Origin of the sequence: Burkholderia seminalis, assembly GCF_001718535.1 — a bacterium.
Classification (GTDB): Bacteria; Pseudomonadota; Gammaproteobacteria; order Burkholderiales; family Burkholderiaceae; genus Burkholderia; species Burkholderia seminalis.
Genome location: NZ_CP013399.1, coordinates 965845 through 981982, shown reverse-complemented (window position 1 = coordinate 981982; position 16138 = coordinate 965845). Strand labels below are relative to the sequence as shown.

At 67.8% G+C, this 16138-nt stretch carries 13 protein-coding genes; 6 read left to right on the top strand and 7 right to left on the bottom strand.

Annotation, left to right across the window (positions count from 1 at the left end):
- Positions 1–11 precede the first annotated feature (11 nt).
- Genes WJ12_RS20160 through WJ12_RS20135 form a run of 6 tightly spaced genes read right to left on the bottom strand, consistent with a single transcriptional unit; the run spans position 12 to position 6530 of the window.
- Positions 12–1022: a zinc-binding alcohol dehydrogenase family protein gene (locus tag WJ12_RS20160; RefSeq protein WP_034191810.1), complete on the bottom strand. Its 1011-nt coding sequence runs from the start codon at positions 1020–1022 to the stop codon at positions 12–14.
- A gap of 22 nt (positions 1023–1044) precedes the next feature.
- Positions 1045–1920 carry an amidohydrolase family protein gene (locus WJ12_RS20155; protein ID WP_059562599.1) on the bottom strand — a complete coding sequence of 292 codons (876 nt, stop codon included), beginning with the start codon at positions 1918–1920 and terminating at the stop codon, positions 1045–1047.
- Entirely contained in the window at positions 1917–2933 is a 1017-nt protein-coding gene (locus WJ12_RS20150; RefSeq protein WP_059562596.1) for an aldo/keto reductase, read from the bottom strand. The genes WJ12_RS20155 and WJ12_RS20150 overlap by 4 nt, the downstream gene beginning before the upstream one ends.
- 38 nt (positions 2934–2971) lie before the next feature.
- A complete protein-coding gene (locus WJ12_RS20145; protein WP_059562593.1) occupies positions 2972–3919 on the bottom strand; it encodes an ABC transporter substrate-binding protein in 948 nt (315 codons plus the stop codon).
- A 42-nt stretch (positions 3920–3961) separates the two neighbouring features.
- Positions 3962–4993: an ABC transporter permease gene (locus WJ12_RS20140; protein ID WP_034191814.1), complete on the bottom strand. Its 1032-nt coding sequence runs from the start codon at positions 4991–4993 to the stop codon at positions 3962–3964.
- Positions 4986–6530 carry a sugar ABC transporter ATP-binding protein gene (locus WJ12_RS20135; protein WP_059562590.1) on the bottom strand — a complete coding sequence of 515 codons (1545 nt, stop codon included), beginning with the start codon at positions 6528–6530 and terminating at the stop codon, positions 4986–4988. Before WJ12_RS20135 ends, WJ12_RS20140 begins: the two co-directional genes overlap by 8 nt.
- 236 nt (positions 6531–6766) lie before the next feature.
- Here WJ12_RS20135 and WJ12_RS20130 point away from each other — a divergent pair, with 236 nt between their 5' ends.
- Positions 6767–7468, top strand: a complete 702-nt coding sequence (locus tag WJ12_RS20130; RefSeq protein ID WP_059562587.1) for a FadR/GntR family transcriptional regulator — start codon at positions 6767–6769, stop codon at positions 7466–7468.
- A 230-nt stretch (positions 7469–7698) separates the two neighbouring features.
- Here WJ12_RS20130 and WJ12_RS20125 read toward each other — a convergent pair whose 3' ends face one another.
- Complete coding sequence (locus WJ12_RS20125; RefSeq protein WP_049028483.1) at positions 7699–9027, bottom strand: MFS transporter; 1329 nt, start codon at positions 9025–9027, stop codon at positions 7699–7701.
- 540 nt (positions 9028–9567) lie between these two features.
- On the opposite strand from WJ12_RS20125, the gene WJ12_RS20120 reads away from it, so the two are divergent.
- From WJ12_RS20120 to WJ12_RS20100, 5 genes are all read left to right on the top strand, one after another.
- Positions 9568–10512 (top strand): helix-turn-helix domain-containing protein, encoded by a 945-nt coding sequence (locus tag WJ12_RS20120; protein WP_059562584.1) that lies wholly within the window; start codon positions 9568–9570, stop codon positions 10510–10512.
- 283 nt (positions 10513–10795) lie between these two features.
- A complete protein-coding gene (locus WJ12_RS20115; RefSeq protein WP_059562580.1) occupies positions 10796–12235 on the top strand; it encodes an APC family permease in 1440 nt (479 codons plus the stop codon).
- 260 nt (positions 12236–12495) lie between these two features.
- Positions 12496–13941, top strand: a complete 1446-nt coding sequence (locus WJ12_RS20110) for an aldehyde dehydrogenase family protein (protein ID WP_059562577.1) — start codon at positions 12496–12498, stop codon at positions 13939–13941.
- Between the two features lie 62 nt (positions 13942–14003).
- Complete coding sequence (locus WJ12_RS20105; RefSeq protein ID WP_034191821.1) at positions 14004–15368, top strand: aspartate aminotransferase family protein; 1365 nt, start codon at positions 14004–14006, stop codon at positions 15366–15368.
- A gap of 142 nt (positions 15369–15510) precedes the next feature.
- Positions 15511–16074 (top strand): cytochrome b, encoded by a 564-nt coding sequence (locus WJ12_RS20100; RefSeq protein WP_059562574.1) that lies wholly within the window; start codon positions 15511–15513, stop codon positions 16072–16074.
- Positions 16075–16138: the final 64 nt, after the last annotated feature.

Below are 16138 nucleotides of genomic sequence, written 5' to 3'. Positions count from 1 at the left end.
CATGGCGCGGCTCAGCATTCGACGAGCGCCTTCACGACGGTCTGCCCCGCGTCGAGCAGGCGCGGCAGCGCGTCGGGCACGTCCTCGAGCCGCATCCGGTGCGTATTCAGCGCGCGGTCCGGAATCCGCCCCGCGCGCATCGCATCGAGCACCGTCGCGAAATCCTCGGCCGTGGCGTTGCGGCTCGCGAGCAGCGTGGTTTCGCGCTTGTGGAATTCCGGATCCGAGAAGGCGACGTGCCCGCGCACGATCGAGATCAGCGTGTATTTGCCGCCGTGCGCAACGAATTCGAAACCGCGGTTCATCGCATCGAGGTTGCCGGTCGCATCGAACACCGCATCGAAATACTCGCCGTCGGTCAGCGCCGCGAGGCGTGCGGCATCGTCGGGCCCAACCTCCACCGCCGCGTCGACCCCCAGATGCTGCCGGCAAAACGCCAGGCGGTCGGCCCGCGTATCGAGGCAGGTCACGTCGGCGCCGCGCAGCTTCGCGAAGGTCATCGCCGCCATGCCGATCGGCCCGGCGCCGACCACCAGCGCTCGCTGGCCGGCCCGGATGTCCGCGCGCCGCACCGCATGCGCGCCGATCGCGAGAAATTCCAGCATCGCCGCCTGGTCGAGCGAAATGCCGTCGGCCTTGTGAACGAACTGCGCGGGCACGCTGAGGTATTCGGCCAGCGCGCCGTCGCGATGCACGCCGAGCACCTTGATGTTCACGCAGCAGTTCGTGTTGCCGTGACGGCATGCGACGCAGTGCCCGCACGACAGGTACGGCATCACGTACACCGCGTCGCCAACGCCGAGCCCCGACTCGGGTTCCGCCTCGACGACGACCGCGGAAAGCTCGTGGCCCATCACACGCGGATATTCGAGGTACGGCTGGTTGCCGGTGAAGATGTGCAGATCGGTGCCGCAGATGCCGACACGTTGCACGCGCAACAGCACTTCGCCGCTGCCGCGCACGGGCAGTTCGCGATGCTGCACGCGCAGCACGCCGGGGGATTCGCAAATCACGCTGAGCATGTCGGTTCCTTTCGTTCGGGGTTCATTCGTCGTGGCGTGCGGTGTCGATCCGGTAGAAGCGGCGCGCGTTGCCGCCGAAGAGGCCGGCCAGCGCCGCGGAGCCGAGCCACCGCGCGCAATCGTCCTCGCACGCGGCCAGCCATTCGCCGTAGCCGCCGCACGTCGACGCGAGCCGCAGCACCGGCCAGTCGCTGCCCCACATTAATCGCGTCGGCCCGAACAGCTCGGCCAGCGCGCGAACATACGGCCGCGTGCGCGCCCGCACGGCATCCAGGCCGGCCGACGGCCCGGCCTCCGTCCACAGGCCGGACAGCTTGCAATGCAGGTTCGGCAGGCTCGCCAGCCGGCGCATCGACGACAGCCACGGCTGCAGTTCGCCGCGCTCGACGAACGGCTTCGCGCCGTGGTCGATCACGATCGGCAGATCCGGATGGCGTCGCGCGAACGCATGCAGCGCGTCGAGGTGGCGCGGCATCACCAGCGCGTCGAAACTCAGCACATGCTCAAGCATCGCGGCCACCGCGCGATCCAGCCTCGGATCGTCGATCCACGCGTCGTCGGGCAGATCCTGAAGCATCGGCCGCAGGCCGCGCGCCTTCGGCGCGCACGCAAATGCCGCGATCCGCGCCCGCGCGTCGTCGGCCTTCATGTCGACCCAGCCGACCACGGCGCCGACCGTCGGGGTGTCGGCCGCGAGATCGAGCAGATAGTGCGTGTCGGCTTCGCTCGGCAACGATTGCACGAGCACGGTGCGCTCGATGCGCGCGGCGTCGAGCAGCGGCGCCAGATCGGCGGGGCCGAAATCCCGATGGATCGCATCGAGCTCGGCCGGCGGCCAGTTGCCGGCTCGCGCGCCGATGCGCCAGTAGTGCTGATGGGCGTCGATGCGCACGGTCATGCGTGCGCTCCCGGAACCGGCGCGTGCGCGTCGATCAGACCTTCATCGCGCAGCGCGTCCCACAGTTCGGCCGGCGCGGCGCGCTCGAACCATTCGATGTTCTGCGTCAGCTGGGCCACGCTGCGCGCGCCGATCACGCACGACACGACCGCCGGATGGCCGAACGGAAACTGCAACGCGGCGGCGGGAAGCGGCACGTCGAAGCGCCGGCACAGCGCGTCGAGGCGCGTCGCCCTGTCGATCACGTCGGCACGCGCATCCGAATAGTTGAACTTGCCGTTGCCGGCGAGCACGCCGGAATTGAACACGCCGCCGATCACGATCCCCGTCCCTTCGCGGGCGCACGTGTCGAGCAGCGGTTCGAGCGCCGTCTGTTCGAGCAGCGTGTAGCGGCCAGCCAGCAGCACCGCGTCGAGCGCCGCCTCGTTCAGCGCATCGGCCGCGACTTCCCATTCGTTCACGCCGAGACCGAACCCGCCGATCTCGCCGCCCGCCCGCAGCGCCTCAAGCGCGCGGAACCCGCCGCCGCTGGTCAACTGATCCCAGTAGTGCGCATGGCGCTCGCCGTGCGTCATCGCGCCGATGTCGTGCACGTACAGCATGTCGATCCGCGCGAGCCCGAGCCGTTGCCGGCTGTCGTCGTGCGAACGCATGATGCCGTCGTAGCTGTAGTCGTAGACGGGCCGGAACGGCAGCGGCTCGGCCCAGCCGTCGTCGCCCGGCCGCACGCTCGCGTCGGCGCGCATCAGCCGTCCGACCTTCGTGCTGAGCGTGAAGGCGCCGCGCTCGCGCGGGGCAAGCCCCGCGCCCACGCGCCGCTCGGACAGCGTGTAACCGTAATACGGCGCGGTGTCGAAATAGCGCAGGCCCGCCGCCCACGCGGCGTCGACGAGCGACGCGGCATCGGCCGCCGACATCGGACGATAAAGGCCGCCGAGCTGCGAGCAGCCGAGACCGAGCGCGGATACCGTCAACCCGCTGCGCGGCAAGGTGCGCGTATCGTTTGCGTTCATGAGGCGTGACAGGTAGTACGGAAAGGACGCATGGGCGGTCAGTACAGGACGTTCTTCGACGCCTGCGAATCGAGGTTCTGCTTGTCGACCATCACGACGCCGGTATCGATCAGCTTCGGCGCGGGCTTGCGCGCGATCACGTCGAGCGCCGTGCGCACGCCCTGGTTCCCCATTTGCCACGAGCCCTGCACGGCGATCGCCTGCACGGTGCCGTCGCGCACGAAGCCCTGCAGGTCCTCGTTGCCGTCGAACCCGATCGCCACCACCTTGCCCGCCTTGCCCGACTGCTTCAGCGCACGGCCCATCCCGACCGCGGTCGGCTCGTTCGCGCCGAAGATGCCCTTCAGGTCCGGGTTCGCCGACAACACGTCGGTCGTCTGGTTCAGTGCGGTCGCCATTTGCGATTGCGAGTAATACGGGCCGACGATCTGCAGCTTCGAGTGGCGCTCGATGTACTTGCGGAAGCCGCCGACGCGGCTGACCTCGGACCCCGCGCCCGGCACGTACGACATGATCGCGATCTTGCCGGACTGCCCGACACGATCGATCAGCGCCTTCGCGCACAACGCCCCCGCCTTCTCGTTGTCGGTCGACAGGAACGCCTGGTAGTACGGCTTGCCGGCATCCGAGATGGCCGAGTCGATCAGCACGACGGGAATGTGCGCTTCCCACGCCTTCTTGATCGTGGGTACGAGCGCATCGGGATCGGACGGCGCGAGCACGATGGCCGCCACATGACGCGTGACCGCGTTGTCGACCATGTTGACCTGCCCGCTGATGTCGGATTCGGCCGCCGGCCCCTGGAACGTCATCGTGTAGCCGCCGGCCCCGTCGAGCGCCGCCTTCGCGCCTTTCTGCACGTTCTGCCAGTAGTTCGAATTGACCGTCTTGACGATCACCGCGATCTCGCCGCCGGCCGCATACGCGCCGCTGTTGCATGCCGCGAACAGGCACGCCGAGGCCGCCAGCAGGATGGATTTGTTCATGTCTCGCTCCGCTTCTCGTTGGTAGGGACTGCTTGCTGCCGGTCAGGGCCGGCGATTGCGCAACTGGTCGATCCAGACCGTGCCCAGAATCACGACGCCGATGATGATCTGCTGGATGAAGCTCGACACGCCGTTCATGTTCAGGCCGTTGCGCAGCACGCCGATCACGAACGCGCCGATCGCCGTGCCGGAGATCGTGCCGACGCCGCCCATCAGCGACGTGCCGCCGATGACCGAGCTGGCGATGGCGTCGAGCTCGTACATCACGCCTTCGTTCGGCTGCCCGGTGACGAGCCGCGACATCAGTACGCAGCCGGTCACGCCCGCGAGCGCGCCGGACAGCACGTAGGTGAACAGCTTCACGCCCTGGACATTCACGCCCGACAGCCGCGCCGCCTCGGCGTTCGAGCCGACCGCGTAGATGTGACGGCCAAGCGACGTCCTCGACAGCAGCACGGACACCACGACGAACAGCACGATCATGATCACGACCGGATACGGAATGCCGGGAAACGTCGTGTCGGGGAACCCGTCCGCGCCGATGTGCGAGATCCGCAGCAGCGCGCCGTTGCCGAGCGCGCCGAACGCGTCGCCGAGATCCGATACGGGCCGGGCGCCCGTGATCTGGAGCGCGATGCCGCGCGCGACGAGCATCATGCCGAGCGTCGCGATGAACGGCGGCAAGCCCATGCGCGTCACGCAGATGCCGTTGACGAGCCCGCACAGCGCGCCGACCAGGATGCCGGCCGCCATCGCGGCGGGCACCGGCACGCCCGCCTTGACCAGCAGCGCGGCGCACACGCCGGCCAGCGCGAGCACCGAGCCGACCGACAGGTCGATGCCGCCCGTGATGATGACGCAGGTCGCGGCCACGCCCAGATAGGCGATGGAGGTCACCTGCAGGCCGACGGTCATCAGGTTGTCGACCGAGAAGAATGCCGCGCTCGATATCGAGAACGCGAACACGAGCACGACGAGACTGCCCAGCGCCGCGAACTTCTGGATCAGGTCGCGCCGCCGCTGTCGCGCCGCCCGCTCGTCGGCCTGGCTCCGATCGGATGTCATTTCAAGCATGGGAACGCCCCGACGCATAGTGCATGATCTCCTCCTGACTGGTGTGTTTCGTGTCGAGCAACGCGGTCAGCCGACCTTCGTGAAAAACGGCGATCCGGTCGGTCATGCCGAGCAGTTCGGGCAGTTCCGAACTGATCAGCACCACGCCGACGCCGTCGGCGGCGAGCCGGTCCATCAGCCCGTAGATCGCGAACTTCGCGCCGACGTCGATCCCGCGCGTCGGTTCGTCGAAGAACAGGATCTTCGAGCCGCGGTAGAGCCATTTGCCGATGACGACCTTCTGCTGGTTGCCGCCGGACAGGTTGCGCACGCGCTGGTGCACGGACGGCGTGCGAATCGCGAGGTCCTGCACGTAGCGGCGCGCCACCTCGAGCTCGTCGTCGAAGCGCAGGAAGCCCAGGCGCGACGAGATACCGCGCACGTTCGCGAGCGTGAGGTTCGCCGCGACCGGCATCGGCAGCGCGAGCCCCTCCTTCTTGCGGTCCTCCGACAGATACGCGATGCCGTGCCGGATCGCCTCGCGCGGCGAGCGGATCGTCACGGGCCGGCCGTGCAGCGCGATCGTGCCGCCGTCCGGGCGATCCGCGCCGAAGATCGCGCGGGCGATCTCGGTGCGGCCGGCGCCCATCAATCCCGCGAAACCCAGGATCTCGCCGCGGCGCAACGCGAACGACACCGGTCCGAACACGCCGTCCCGGCGCAGCGCGCGCACGTCGAGCAGCACGTCGTCCGTCGGCACCGATTGCCGGGACGGATAGGCGTCGTCGAGCGTGCGTCCGACCATGCGCGCGACGATGTCGTCGAGGCTCACGTCGGCGAAATCGTCCGTCGAGATATGGCGCCCGTCGCGCAGCACGGTCACGCGATCGACGATCTGCGCCATTTCGTCGAGGCGATGCGAGATATACAGAATCGCCACGCCGTCGGCCCGCAGTTCCTCGATGATGCGAAACAGCTGCACCGTTTCCGACTCCGTCAGCGACGACGTCGGCTCGTCCATGATCAGCACGCGCGCGTCGTGCGACAGCGCCTTCGCGATCTCGACCATCTGCTGCTGCGCGATGGACAGCACGCCGACCTTCGTCGTCGGCGCGACATTCAGGCCGATCCGCGCGATGCAGCGCGCCGCGTCCGCGTTCATGCGCTTCGTATCGACGAACGGCCCGCGCCGCGGCTCCCGCGCGAGGAACAGGTTCTCCGCCACGCTCAGGTGCGGGACGAGATTGAGTTCCTGGTGAATGATCGCGATGCCGGCCGCCTGCGCTTCGGAGGCCGAACGGAATTGCACCGGTGCGCCGCGATAGTGAACGACGCCCTCGTCGGGCAGGTACTGACCGCTGATGATCTTCATCAGCGTGGATTTGCCCGCGCCGTTTTCGCCGCACACCGCATGCACCTCGCCGCGGCGCAGGTCGAGGCGAATGCCGTCGAGCGCCACGACGCCCGGGAAGCGCTTGCGAATGCCGTCCAGGCGCAGGATCTCCCGGTCGGTTTCGTCCTGCGCGGCCTGGCCGGGCAGATTGCGAGGCAATGCCATTGCGTCTCCTGGGGGCGGATCGACCTCGGCTTCGTCTGGTCAGTCCAATTTGGAGGGATTACATCAATCAAACCCATTTTTTGGTCAAGCCAATTTAACTATCTCAATCCTGATCTTACCAATAGTGAAAACCCGGACATCCGGATGAACCCGCCACTGAAAAGGGCGATGCGGCGGGCGTGATAGACTCCGCGACACGCGCTTGCGCCGAAAGCGCATTGACCCCAATCCATCGGATGAAATCGACAGAACCCAAGCGGCTTTACCAATCGGTCGCGGCCCAGATCGTCGCGTTGATTCGCCAGGGCGAATTCGCGATCGGCGAGCGGCTGCCGCCGGAGCGCGAGCTGGCGCTGACGCTCGGCGTATCGCGCCCGTCGCTTCGCGAGGCGCTGATCGCGCTGGAAATCGGCGGGCAGATCGAGATCCGGATGGGCTCGGGCGTCTATGTCCGCGACACGGCGGCCGACGATGTCGGCACGATGGTCACGCTCGGCGACAGTCCGTCGGAATTGATGCAGGCCCGCGCGGCCATCGAAGGCAGCGTGGCCGCGCTGGCCGCCGCGCGGATGACGGCCGCGATGCTCGACCGCCTGCGCCGCACGCTTCAGCGCATGAAGCGGCTCGCGGAAGCCGGCAAATCGCCGGTCGAAGCCGATCGGCAGTTCCACATGCTGATCGCGGAAGCCGCCGGCAATTCGGTGCTCACCCGCTTCGTCGGCGAGCTGTTCGACAGCCGCCACGACCCGATCGCGACCGCGATGCGCGGCCACGCGGAGAATCCGCAGACGTGGACGGCCGCCGTGCGCGAGCACGAGGACGTGCTCCTCGCGCTACAGGCCGGCGATCCGATCGCGGCGCAGACGGCCATCCGCGCGCATCTTCGCGCGTCGGAAGCGCGGTGGATCGAGGGTGGGCTGAAAGCCGATCCGGATTGACCGCTGCGGGCGTCGGCACATGCGGGCGAGCGCGTTGCCAAACGAGGCCGGCCCGATATCCGTCCCAATCTCCGTCCCGGACTCCGCTGAAAAATTCCGGCGCTTGCCGCGTGAACACGGCAGCGTCATCGCGCGTCACGTACGACCGGGGCCGGCCGATTCGCGCGAGCCGAAGCCCGCGACCCCGAGGGTAGGCCATTGGCGTCGCGACACGCAGGCCCGGTCACGCGCTATTCGACGCCCTGCAACGCCGCCCGTTCGCTCGCCGTGCGGCGCGGCGGCAATGAGCGCGGGACCAGGCTCGTCACCAGCACCGAGCCGACCACCAGCAGCCCCGCGACCACGGCGAGCCCGGCATACGGCGCGCCGGTCCGCGCAAACAGGGCGCCGACCAGCCAGGAACCGAACGCGCCGCCGAGCGAACCCAGCATGCTGATGACCGCGATGCCCGCTGCCGCCGCCCGGCCGGTCAGCTGGGCAGCCGGAATCGTCCAGAACACGATCGGCACGGTGAACGCGCACAGCTGCGCGATCGCAAGCAAGGTCACGGTGAGCCAGACATGGCCGACAGCGAAGCGCAGGAACAGCAGAGCGCACGCGGTGACGAGCATGCAGGCCACCGTATGCCACCGGCGCTCGCCGTACCGGTCGGAACTCCATGCGATCGCCACATTGCCGATCATCGTGAACACGGAAATCAATCCGGATAACCAACCGATTCCGGCGACACTCGTCACCCCGGCCGCCTTCAGCACCGTGGGCGACCAGAACGTCACCGTGCCCATCCCGACGTACACGCAGAAATAGATCGCCGCAAGCCCCAGCACGCGCGCGTGGCGGACAATGTCGAGAACGCCCACCCGGCCATGGCCGATCACGGCCGAGGCCCGCTCCGCGTCAAGATCGCGCAAGAGCGCCTGCCGGTCCGACGGCGACAACCATGCCGCCTGTTCCGGCCGGTCGCTCAGCATCAGCGGCGCAACCAGCCCGAGCGCGATGGCCGGCAATCCCTCGATCAGAAACAGCCACTGCCATCCGCGCAACCCCATCGCGTCCTGCATGTGCGCCATGATCCAGCCGGACAGCGGCCCGCCGATCATCCCGGCGACCGGAACGGCGAGCAGCAGCACGCTGTTGACACGGGCGCGCACCGCATCCGGAAACCAGTACGACAGGTACAGGATCAGGCCCGGAAAGAAGCCGGCCTCGGCGGCGCCGAGCAGAAAACGCACCACATACAGCGACGCGCTGCCGGTCACGAACATCTGCGCGACCGTGCAGAGGCCCCACAGCACCATGATTCGCATGAGCGTGCGGCTCGCGCCGATGCGCGCCAGCAGCAGATTGCTCGGCACCTCGAATGCGGCGTAACTGATGAAGAAGATGGCCGCCGCGGAGCCGAATACGGCTTCGCTCAAGCCGAGGTCCTGCAGGAACTGCAGCTTGGCGAACCCGATGTTGACGCGATCGACGAAGTTGACGACGTAGCAGAGGAACAAAAACGGAATCACGCGTAGCGCGATCCGACGATACAAGAAGGCAGGGGATGACTCGGACATGGACCGCTCCCGGTATGTGGAAATGCGTCGACCGTCGTTTGCATTGCGTGGGGGCCGCCAGCGATGGCGTCGACACACGTTGCGCGCGCACGAGCGGGCGAAGCTTTGCCGGATGATTATACAAATCCCGCAATTCGGTATTTATCGGTAGTTAACACGAGAGAGGCCGTTGGACGCTACGCACGCGATGCCGCCGCAACCCGAACCCGTCAGTTTCGTAATAAATATCGAAAAATTCGATCACCAGGCCCTCTTTCCCGCGTGCAAGGTATCGCGCGACACCCTATGTAAACCCCATCATAAAAATAAATACAATCCCCTATAATGAGATTTACAAAAAATAGGCCACCGAGGGTTGAGATCGCCTCCCCCCGTGTTTTTTTCTGGATATGATCGTCGGGGAAACTGGCCGCGTCGTACGGCACCTTCGGAAGCCATCCAGGCGAACCGCGCGCATGGCGCGAGCCCGCTGCCCGCGCCTGGCAGCATGAGCCGGCTTCGGCCGGCGTCGAATTTGAGACGGAATGCATTAGCCACGCCATGAACCTGCACGCTGAAACACTGTGCTTCTCGGATGTGTTCCTCCATTCGCAGGCGATCGTAAACTGGTCGCAGCACTACGATCAGATCAGTCCGGGCACGGCCACGACCACGTTGCGCCAGGTCGCCGGCCAGCGCTTTCACGTCTTTCGCGAACGCATCAACCAGCGCGTGATGCAGCACGGACTCGCGCCGCGCGGCCGGCTCTGCTTCGCACTGCCGATCGCCAGTGCGGTTGCGCCGGTGGTCCAGGGCCGTACCGTCGAGCGCCCGAGCCTGCTGACGCTGCGCGGCGGCGAGGAATTCGTCGCGCACCTTCCGAGCGACACCGAAGTGCTCGCCTTCACGATCGATCGCACCCTCACCGCCGATCGCGAGGTCGACGAACTCGCGCACCTGCCGGCGCGCATCCTGCAGCAGCCGGTACTCCCCATCGCGCCCGCGCGTTACCGCGATGCGCTGGACGGCCTCGAGCAGGTACTCTGCCAGGCGCTAGACCGCGATTCGCTCACGGCACGCGATGCGTTCGACGAACGCGTGCTCGCGCACAGCGTCGTCGGTATCCTCCTCGACCTCGTGCAGACCGACGCGTCGGATGCCGGTGCGCTGCCGTCGGCATCGACGCAAAGCTACATCGTGCGTCGCAGCCAGGAGATCGCGCTCGACAGCGACGACGTGCCGACCGTCATCGATCTCTGCCACCACCTGCGCATCAGCCGCCGCACGCTGCAATACAGCTTCCAGAACGTCGTCGGCACGACGCCGACGGCCTACCTCCGCTCGATCCGGCTGAACGCGGTGCGGCGCTTCCTGATGACGACGCCCGAGACGATACGCATCGGCGACGCGGCGGCGCAATTCGGCTTCTGCCACTTCGGGCGCTTCTCCGCGTACTACCAGCAACATTTCCACGAGTTGCCGTCGCATACGCCGCGCCTGAGCTGAGTCCGTGCGCAAGCGCCGTGACGCCGCATCCGGGTAATCCCCTGCCGCCCGACGCATGCGGATTGCCGATAGCGGACAACGCCCGGTTTTTCGGCACCGTAAATTGCGTCGTCGGCCTGCTCCGCGGTGCGTTGCACCGGGCGGCCGGCCAAGCGCACACCGGTGTCGCCGGCGGACATCAGCCTCCATGGCCGGTTCGTCAGGATCGGCCCGCGGCACCGGGATATTGATCAGACATGCCGGTGTCGATTCCTGATGGACGATCCGGTCAGCGGGACTACTCATGAACGAATCGTCATCCCGGTCCGACGCGGGGCTCAGCAGGAACGCGGTCGGACTCTCACACATCGTCTTCTTCGTCGTCGCCGCGGCCGCGCCGCTCACCGCGATGGTCGGCGCGACGCCCGCGGCATTCTCGCTCGGCAACGGCCCCGGCGTGCCCGGCGTATTCGTGCTGGCCGGCATCATGTACCTGATCTTCAGCATCGGTTATGCCGCGATGAGCCGGCATATCTCCAATGCGGGCGCGTTCTACGCGTATATCGCGAACGGGCTCGGACGTCCGGCCGGCGTGGGTGGCGCGTTCGTCGCGATCGTCGCGTACAACGCGGTGCAGATCGCGATCTACTGCATGTTCGGCTTCTTCCTGAACGACAGCGTCCAGCGCCACTACGGCGTCGACGTGCCGTGGTGGGCGTTCGCGCTCGCCTGCGTCGCCGCCGTCCATGTCTGCGGCGCGCGGCGCATCGAGTTCAGCGGCCGGCTGCTCGGCATGCTGATGATCGGCGAGATCGCGATCGTGATGCTGCTCGATCTCGCGATCGTCGCGCACGGCGCGAGCACCGGCGGCTTCAGCGCGAAACCGTTCAGCCCGTCGACGGTGTTCGCGCCAGGGCTGGGCACCGCGCTCGTGTTCGTCCTCGGCTCGTACATGGGTTTCGAGGCAACGGCGATCTTCTCCGAGGAGGCACGCGACCCGAAGCGCACGATTCCGCGCGCGACCTACGTTGCCGTGCTTCTGATCATGGCGTTCTACGCGCTGTCGTCGTGGGCGATCGTCGAGGCATGGGGGGAGAGCCGGATCGCCGCGCAGGCGGCCCACGACCCGGCCAATCTCTGGTTTGCCGTCAGCGGCCGGCTGCTCGGCGGCATCGCGACGGACGCGATGAACGTCCTGCTCGTCACGAGCCTGTTCGCGGCCATCCTGTCGTTCCACAACACGATCACGCGCTATTTCTACGCGATGGGCCGTGAACGTGTGCTGTGGCGCAAGCTCGGCCATACGTGCCCCGTGCATCGCTGCCCCGACGTCGCCGGCAAAGTGCAGACGCTGATCGCGCTCGCGGCCATCGCCGGATCGGCCGCCTTTCACCTCGACCCGTTCGCGGTCGTATTCTCGTGGATGAGCGCGCTGGCCACGATCGGCATCATCGCGGTGCAGATCCTCGTGGCGGCCTCGGTGATCGCGTTCTTCGCGCGCGATCGCCGGGATGCCAGCGTCGTGCACCGCCTGATCGCGCCGCTCGTCAGCATGATCGCGCTCGGTGCCTGCCTCGTGCTGGTCGTACGCAACCTGTCCGTGCTGAGCGGATCGGATTCCACCTTTGTCGCGATGTTTCCGTATTTCCTGGTCGCCGTCGGCGCGCTCGGCATCCGCGCCGCCTTGCGATTGAAGCGCAGCGATCCCGACCTGTACCGCGAACTCGGGCGCGCCGTCCAGTAGCCGCCCCCGGACGGTGCCGCACGGCACCGCCGTCGCACGACGCCCCGTCGACGATGTCCCGGTGCCGGCGACCCGCGCCCGCTGCGTCGCGCCGGCGCGGGTATTCCCTGTCCCGATCGCCTCGCAACGATTGCCGATAGCGGACAAGGCCCGCGATTTCATCGACATACAGTGAAAGCGACGTTGAAGCCGCACCGTGGCCGCTGCCCTCGCCGCCACCGGTTCGGTCCGACGATTCGCCCCTGGGAAACACGGACACCATGATGAAAATTCAGAATCTGATCGGCGGCCGGCATTGCGATGCCTCCGCCGGCCGCACCTTCGAAAAACTCGCACCGGCAACCGGCGACTACGTCGCCGCGGTGCCCGCGTCGAGCGCCGAAGACGTCGATCGCGCCGCGCGTGCCGCGCACGATGCCCTGCACGACGACGCGTGGGCCCGCGCGGGCGGGCCGGCCAGAGCCCGCTGGCTGCTGCGGCTGGCGGACCTGGTCGAACGCGACGGCGATGCGCTGACGCAGCTGCTCGCCGTCGAACAAGGACGGCCGCTCGCCGAGATGCGCATGATGGACCTTCCGATGTGCATCGACACGCTGCGCTACTTCGCCGGCTGGGCCGACAAGCTCGAGGGCCGCACGATTCCGACCGACGGCTTCATGGGCCGCCCGACGCTCAGCTACACGCGGCGTGCGCCGGTGGGCGTGGCCGGCCAGATCATCCCGTGGAACGCGCCGCTGATGATCGCCGTGTGGAAACTCGCGCCGGCGCTGGCGGCCGGCTGCACGGTGGTCGTCAAGCCGTCGGAGGATGCGCCGCTGGCCGTGGCCCGGCTCGGCGAACTCGCATGCGAAGCCGGCCTCCCTGCCGGGGTCGTCAATATCGTCCACGGCGTGGGCGCGGAAGTCGGCGCCGCACTGGTCGCTCACCCGCTCGTCAACAAGATCAGCTTCACGGGCAGCACCGAAGTGGGCCGCGCGATCGCAGGCGCCGCGGCGAAGACCTTCAAGCGCGTCACGCTCGAACTGGGCGGAAAAGCCGCGCAGATCGTCTTCGCGGACGCCGATCTCGACCGTGCGCTCCCGTCGCTGATGGCCGGCATGTTCGCGAACCAGGGCCAGACGTGCGCCGCCGGCTCGCGCGTGCTCGCGCATCGCTCGATCGCGCCCGCACTCGAAGCGCGGCTCGCCGATGCGGCCCGCGCGATCCGCGTCGGTCCGCCGTCGGAGCCCGGCGTGCAGATGGGCGCCCTCATCAACCCGCGTCACCTCGCACGCGTCCGCGCACTGGTCGACGGCGCGCTCGCCGAAGGCGCCGTGCTGCTGGCCGGCGACGAACAGCTGCCGCCGCGCGGCTGCTTCATGCGCCCGACGGTGCTCGGCGACGTCCATCCGGGCATGCGGATCGCCCGTGACGAAGTGTTCGGCCCGGTCGGCATGGTCATGCCGTTCGACACCGAGGACGACGCCGTCCGCATTGCCAACGACACGCCGTTCGGCCTGTCCGCTTCCGTGTGGACGCAGGACGTCGGCACCGCGCACCGCGTCGCCGAGCGGCTCGACGTCGGCGCCGTCGCGATCAATGCGTGGAGCCCGATCGACGCGCGCCTGCCGTGGGGCGGCACCAAGCAAAGCGGGATCGGGCGCGACCTGTCCAAGGCCGCGCTCGATTCGTACCTCGAGGAAAAGATCGTCACCGCAGCCCTGTGATCCCGCGGCGCACACCGCGCCGCCTCCTGTTCAAGCACTTCGTAAGAGAGACGAGAGACACCATGGACTATCAAACGCGTCAAAAACGATTCTGGCATCCGATGAGCTCGGCGGCCGCCGGGCATACGACCCCCACCGTCGTCATCGCGCGCGGCGACGGCAACTATGTATACGACGTCGAAGGCCACCGCATGCTCGACGGCGTCGGCGGCCTGTGGAACGTCAACGTCGGCCACAACCGGCCGGAAGTGAAAAGCGCGATCGCCCGGCAGATGGACGAACTGTCGTACTACCAGACCTTCGACGGCGTCGCCCACCCGCGCGTCTACGACCTGGCCGACCGCCTGTGCGCGATGTTCGCGCAGGAAGACATGCAGCGCGTGATGTTCGGCAGCGGCGGATCCGACGCGATCGAAACCGCGCTCAAGATGGCGCGCCAGTACTGGATCGCCGCGGGCGAGCCGTCGCGCACGAAATTCCTGTCGCTGCGCAACGGCTATCACGGCGTGCACATGGGCGGCACGTCGATCGGCGGCAACGGCGTCTACCATTACAATCACGGCCCGCTGCTGCCCGGCTGCGTGCTGCTCGATACGCCCTGGCTCTATCGCAACCCGTGGAACTGCGACGATCCGCAGCAGCTCGTCGAGCATTGCATCGGACAGCTCGAGGAAACGATCGCGTTCCACGGTCCGCAGACCATCGCCGCGTTCGTCGCGGAACCGGTCCAGGGCGCGGGCGGCCTGATCGTCCCGCCGGCCGATTACTGGGCGCGCGTGCGCGACGTATGCGACCGCAACGGCATCCTGCTGATCGCCGACGAGGTGGTGACGGGCTTCGGCCGCACCGGCAGCATGCTCGGCAGTCGCGGCTGGGGCGTCGCCGCCGACATCCTGTGCGTCGCCAAGGGGATTTCGGCCGGCTACGTGCCGCTCGGCGCGACGCTGTACAACGGGCGCATCGCGCAGGCGATCGAACACGGCGCGGGCTTCTCGCACGTGGTCATGCACGGCTACACGTACAGCGGGCATCCGCTCGCGTGCGCCGCGTCGCTCGCGGTGCTCGACATCGTCGAGGCCGAGGATCTGCCGGGCAATGCGGCACGGGTCGGCCAGCGCCTGCTCGAGCAGCTTCAGCCGCTGAAAGCCGACTTCGAGACCGTCGGCGACGTGCGCGGCAAGGGGCTGATGCTGGCGCTCGATCTGGTGACCGACAAGGCCAGCCGCACGCCGCTCGATCCGGGCCAGGGGTTTGCGGCGCGCGTGGCCGATGCCGCACGCAAGCGCGGGGTCCTGGTCCGCGCGATCGCGAACAAGGTCGTGATGTCGCCGCCGCTGACGCTGCTGCCGGACGAAGCCGACTTCATCGCGGTCACGCTGCGCGAGGCGCTGCAGGCGTGCTGCGCGGATTCGCGGTCGATCGCCTGACGCCGCCGGCCTTCGTGCACGGGCCCGGCATCCCGGGTTCGTGCGCATGGCCATGCCCCCGCGCGCCGATGGGCACCCTCGCGGGACGTCGATGCCCGGCGCCCCGCCCGCCGTTATTTCGTTTTCGAGGATCACACGCCAAATGGAAAACCAGGCCGTTGCATTCACGGTGGAGAAATACCCGCTCGCCCTTCGGCTGCTGCACTGGGCCCGGGCGATCCTGATCGGTGCGCAGCTGTGGACCGGCTGGACCATGGTCCGGCTCGACGACAACCTGCCGGCCAAATTCGACTGGTACTACCCGACCCACAAGGAATTCGGCGTGCTCACGCTGCTGGTGGTCGTCACGCAACTGGCGATCCGCTCGATGAAGCCGTTGCCGCCGCTGCCAGCGAGCCTGCCGAGGCTCGACCGCAAGCTCGCCAAGATCGGCCACATCCTGCTGTACACGCTGGCGATCGTCGTGCCGCTGATGGGTTATTCGATGTCCAGTACCTATACGCAGAGCGACGGCGTGCCGTTCTTCCTGTTCCGCGTGCCTGAGCTGCTGCCGAAAAACGACCACTGGTTCGAGGCGTTCCAGTGGCTGCACCGGACGCTGGCCTACACGTTGCTCGCGCTCATCGTCCTGCACGTTCTCGGCGCGCTGAAACACCGGTTCTTCGACCGCAATCCGGAAAACGACGTGCTGCGGCGGATGCTGTAACGCCGCCGTCCGGGCGCGCGGCCCGGTCGGGATTCGCCTTCGGGCCGCCTGGTGACGGCGGCCC

Bases quoted from the DNA above. Each gene is read 5' to 3' on its own strand.
- WJ12_RS20160 (WP_034191810.1), bottom strand. From the start codon at position 1,022: ATGCTCAGCGTGATTTGCGAATCCCCCGGCGTGCTGCGCGTGCAGCAT.
- WJ12_RS20155 (WP_059562599.1), bottom strand. From the start codon at position 1,920: ATGACCGTGCGCATCGACGCCCATCAGCACTACTGGCGCATCGGCGCG.
- WJ12_RS20150 (WP_059562596.1), bottom strand. From the start codon at position 2,933: ATGAACGCAAACGATACGCGCACCTTGCCGCGCAGCGGGTTGACGGTA.
- WJ12_RS20145 (WP_059562593.1), bottom strand. From the start codon at position 3,919: ATGAACAAATCCATCCTGCTGGCGGCCTCGGCGTGCCTGTTCGCGGCA.
- WJ12_RS20140 (WP_034191814.1), bottom strand. From the start codon at position 4,993: ATGCTTGAAATGACATCCGATCGGAGCCAGGCCGACGAGCGGGCGGCG.
- WJ12_RS20135 (WP_059562590.1), bottom strand. From the start codon at position 6,530: ATGGCATTGCCTCGCAATCTGCCCGGCCAGGCCGCGCAGGACGAAACC.
- WJ12_RS20130 (WP_059562587.1), top strand. From the start codon at position 6,767: ATGAAATCGACAGAACCCAAGCGGCTTTACCAATCGGTCGCGGCCCAG.
- WJ12_RS20125 (WP_049028483.1), bottom strand. From the start codon at position 9,027: ATGTCCGAGTCATCCCCTGCCTTCTTGTATCGTCGGATCGCGCTACGC.
- WJ12_RS20120 (WP_059562584.1), top strand. From the start codon at position 9,568: ATGAACCTGCACGCTGAAACACTGTGCTTCTCGGATGTGTTCCTCCAT.
- WJ12_RS20115 (WP_059562580.1), top strand. From the start codon at position 10,796: ATGAACGAATCGTCATCCCGGTCCGACGCGGGGCTCAGCAGGAACGCG.
- WJ12_RS20110 (WP_059562577.1), top strand. From the start codon at position 12,496: ATGATGAAAATTCAGAATCTGATCGGCGGCCGGCATTGCGATGCCTCC.
- WJ12_RS20105 (WP_034191821.1), top strand. From the start codon at position 14,004: ATGGACTATCAAACGCGTCAAAAACGATTCTGGCATCCGATGAGCTCG.
- WJ12_RS20100 (WP_059562574.1), top strand. From the start codon at position 15,511: ATGGAAAACCAGGCCGTTGCATTCACGGTGGAGAAATACCCGCTCGCC.